The sequence below is a fragment of the Cellulosimicrobium cellulans genome, from assembly GCF_001722485.1.
Classification (GTDB): domain Bacteria; phylum Actinomycetota; class Actinomycetes; order Actinomycetales; family Cellulomonadaceae; genus Cellulosimicrobium; species Cellulosimicrobium cellulans_A.
Genome location: NZ_LWGL01000242.1, coordinates 1 through 3,351, shown reverse-complemented (window position 1 = coordinate 3,351; position 3,351 = coordinate 1). Strand labels below are relative to the sequence as shown.

At 77.6% G+C, this 3,351-nt stretch carries 2 protein-coding genes and 2 pseudogenes; 3 read left to right on the top strand and 1 reads right to left on the bottom strand.

Translation table 11 applies throughout. The features are described 5' to 3' along the window. The 3 genes and pseudogenes from JZ5iCDA_RS19190 to JZ5iCDA_RS19820 form a co-directional block, all read left to right on the top strand. Positions 1 to 1,175 (top strand): hypothetical protein (locus JZ5iCDA_RS19190; protein ID WP_171905411.1); only part of this gene is annotated, 1,175 nt, incomplete at its 5' end. A 227-nt stretch (positions 1,176 to 1,402) separates the two neighbouring features. Then, on the top strand, positions 1,403 to 2,626 hold the full coding sequence (locus JZ5iCDA_RS16370) for an inositol-3-phosphate synthase (RefSeq protein ID WP_069388098.1): 1,224 nt from the start codon (positions 1,403 to 1,405) through the stop codon (positions 2,624 to 2,626). Then, a pseudogene (locus JZ5iCDA_RS19820) lies at positions 2,509 to 3,174 on the top strand (SCO3242 family prenyltransferase); the annotation flags it as partial. The gene JZ5iCDA_RS16370 and the pseudogene JZ5iCDA_RS19820, both read left to right, overlap by 118 nt. A gap of 66 nt (positions 3,175 to 3,240) precedes the next feature. Here the strand turns inward: JZ5iCDA_RS19820 and JZ5iCDA_RS19815 are convergent. Further along, positions 3,241 to 3,351 (bottom strand): annotated as a pseudogene (locus JZ5iCDA_RS19815) (response regulator); the annotation flags it as partial.

Here is a 3,351-nt window from a genome sequence, read left to right as displayed (position 1 = left end):
TCGGGGCCGCCGGGTCCGGCGGCACGGCCACGACGGCGCTCGCCCCGGTCGAGCTGGGCGCCACGGCGGTGCAGGAGGACGCGGCGGTCGGGACCCAGGACGAGCTCGCCGCGGGCGCGCCGGCGCAGACCGACGTGGGGCCCGCCGCACCGGGCACGGCGACCCGGATGCTGTTCCCCGGGTACGGGGCCGGGCGCACGGTCTTCCACGAGGACGGGCTCTCCCGCGAGGCGGGCACGGCCGAGGCGTGGGCCTACGACGCCGCAGGTGTGTTCTCGTCGCAGACGGCACGCCACGTCGCCGACGTGCTCGGCGTGGAGGGCGACGTGCGCGGCGAGCACGGCTCGTACGTCGTGGGGCGGCGCGACGGGACGGGCCCGACCGTCTCGCTGCAGCCGGACGGGCTGGCGAGCGTGTCGTTCAGCGACCCGTCGAAGGACCCGTGGGGGTGCGTCGTCGTGGCGCCGGCACCGGCGCAGGAGGACCGGGGCTCGGCCGACGAGCCGGCCGGCGTCTCGCCGTCCGGGGAGCCGGGCGGGTGCGCGGGGCCGGACCACGGCGCCCCGCCGAGCGGCGACGCCGCCGCGGCGCGGCTGCGCGACCTGCTCGGGTCCCTCGGCCTCGACGCCGCGGGGTTCGAGTACGTGCCGGAGCCCGTGCCGGCCGACCAGGAGGCGCCGCGCGCGACGACGGTGACCGCCCACGAGGTCGTCGCGGGGCAGCGCACCGGCACGTCGTGGAACGCGACGTTCTCCGGCGCGGGGCTCGCGTCGCTCTACGGGGGTCTCGCGCCGCGCGTCCCGCTCGGCACCTACGACGTGGTGAGCCCGGCCGAGGCGGTCGAGCGGCTCGGCGACCCGCGCTTCGCGGGCGGCGGCCCGGTCCTCTGGGCGCGCGAGGACGCGTCCGCGCAGGGTGTGCCCGAGATCCTGCCCGTCCCGGAGGAGCCGGCCGAGCCCACCGTGCCGCCCACGGTCGCCGCGGGCAGCGCGCTCGCGTGGCCCGTGACGGACGTGACGATCACCGAGGCGCGTCTCGGGCTCGCCGTCCAGCACCAGCCCGACGGCGCGGCGGTCCTCGTCCCGGCGTACGAGCTCGTCGACGCCGAGGGCACCGTGTGGTCGGTGATCGCGGTCGCCGACGGACGGCTCGACTTCGCGGCGACGACGGGCTGACGGCGGCTGGCAGCGCCGCACGCTGGGCTTTTGCCGAGGCTCCGGACCGGCCGGCGCCGGGCCGCGCCGCTTTTGATTGACCGCCGTCAGAAGTGTGGTTAGGGTCGCTGCAGGCCGTCGCCCCGGGCACGTGACCGTGTCCTCGTGACGCCGGCCCGGCGGTGGCACCGAGGCCATCGTCGCGACACTCGGCGCGCCTTGGCGCGCCGACGGGACGGGGAGCAACGATGCACCACAACGCCTCTGCACGGACCGGCCTCTGGCTGGTCGGAGCCCGCGGCTCCGTCGCGACCACCGCGACGCTGGGGCTCGCCGCGATCGCGCAGGGCCACGCGGACGCGACCGGCTGCGTCACCGCTCAGGAGTCCTTCGCGTCCGCACCGCTGCCGGCGTTCGCGGACCTGGTCGTGGGCGGTCACGACGTGACCGACGTGTCGATGGTCAAGCGCGCCGAGCTCCTCGTCGAGGTGGGCATGATCCCGCCGCACCTGCTCGCCGTCGCGCACGCCGCGCTCGAGCAGGCGGACGCCGACGTGCGCCGCGGCTACCACGCCGGGGACGCCGTGGCGGCGGGCCACGGCGAGTCCCAGCAGGCCGCCGCCGAGCGGCTCGCGCGGGACATCACGGAGTTCCGCGAGCGGCACGGCCTCGCGCGCGTCGTCGTCGTCGACGTCGCGTCGACCGAGCCCCTGCCGGAGCCCGTGCCGGAGTTCTCGGACCGTGCGCTCCTCGAGGCGGCGCTCGCGGACCCCGGGCGCGCCGTGCTCCCGCCCAGCTCCCTGACCGCCTACGCGGCGCTGCTCGCGGGCGCGCCGTACGCGGGCTTCACGCCGTCGGCGAGCATGTACCTGCCCGTGCTCGTCGACCTCGCGCGCGAGCGCGGCGTGCCCGTCGCCGGCCAGGACGGCAAGACCGGCCAGACCTGGCTGCGCACGGTGCTGGCCCCGGCGTTCGCCGCGCGCGGCCTGCGCGTGCTGTCGTGGGCGGGCACCAACCTCCTCGGCGGGGGCGACGGCGCCACGCTCGCCGACCCCGAGGCCGTGCGCAGCAAGCTCGCCTCGAAGACGCGCGGCCTGCACGACCTCACGGGCAGCGAGGTCACCCCGCTGCACATCGACAACGTCCCGGACCTCGGGGACATCAAGGTCGCGTGGGACCACGTGCACGTCCAGGGATTCCTCGGCTCCCGGCTGACGCTGCAGACGACCTGGTCGGCGTACGACTCGATGCTCGCCGCGCCGCTCGTCCTCGACCTCGGGCGCCTGCTCGCGCTCGCCGACACCGCGGGGTACGCCGGCCCGGTGCCGCAGCTCGGCTTCTTCTTCAAGGACCCGTGGGGCAGCGACGTGCACGACGTCGCGTCGCAGACGCTCGCGCTCGCGGACTGGGTGCGCGAGGCCTCGGCCCGCGTGGCCGCGGCGACGGACCCGTCCGCGCGCGCGGCGGAGTGACCGTGCCGACCCGCCCCACCCTGCGCGACCACCTCGACCTCGTCCGCGCCCCGGCGGTCCTGTCCGTCGTCGGCGACACGCTCGCCGGGGCCGCGGCGGCCGGCCACCGCCTCACGCCACGGCGTGCGCTCCTCCCGCTCGCGTCCGCGTGCCTGTACGCGGGCGGGATGGCGCTCAACGACTACGCGGACCGGCAGCTCGACGCGATCGAGCGGCCCGAGCGGCCCATCCCGTCGGGCCGGGTGACCCCGGAGCGCGCGCTCGGCGTCGCGACCGGACTCACGCTCGCCGGCGTGGGGCTCGCCGCCGCCGGCGGGGGACGGCCGGCGCTCGCCGTGGCCGTGCCGCTCGCCGCGTGCGTGTGGACGTACGACACGGTCGCCAAGGAGCGCGCCGTGGGGCCCGTCGTCATGGCGGCGTGCCGCGGTCTCGACGTCCTCCTCGGCGCCGCGGGCGGCCGTGTGCGTGCCGCGCTCCCCGCGGCCGCCGCGCTCACCGCGCACACGGCCGGGGTCACGGTGCTCTCGCGCGGCGAGGTGCACGGCACGACGTCGCGCGTCGCCGCGGGCGTCGCGGCCGGCACGGTCGCGGTGGCGGGTGCCGTCGTGACGGGTGCCCTTGGCACGGTCGACGCGCTTGCGCGTCTCGAACCGCTCGGTGAGGTCCGCGACCTCGGACTCGAGCGCGGAGATCTGCGAGTAGCGCGAGATGGCGATCTCGACCGC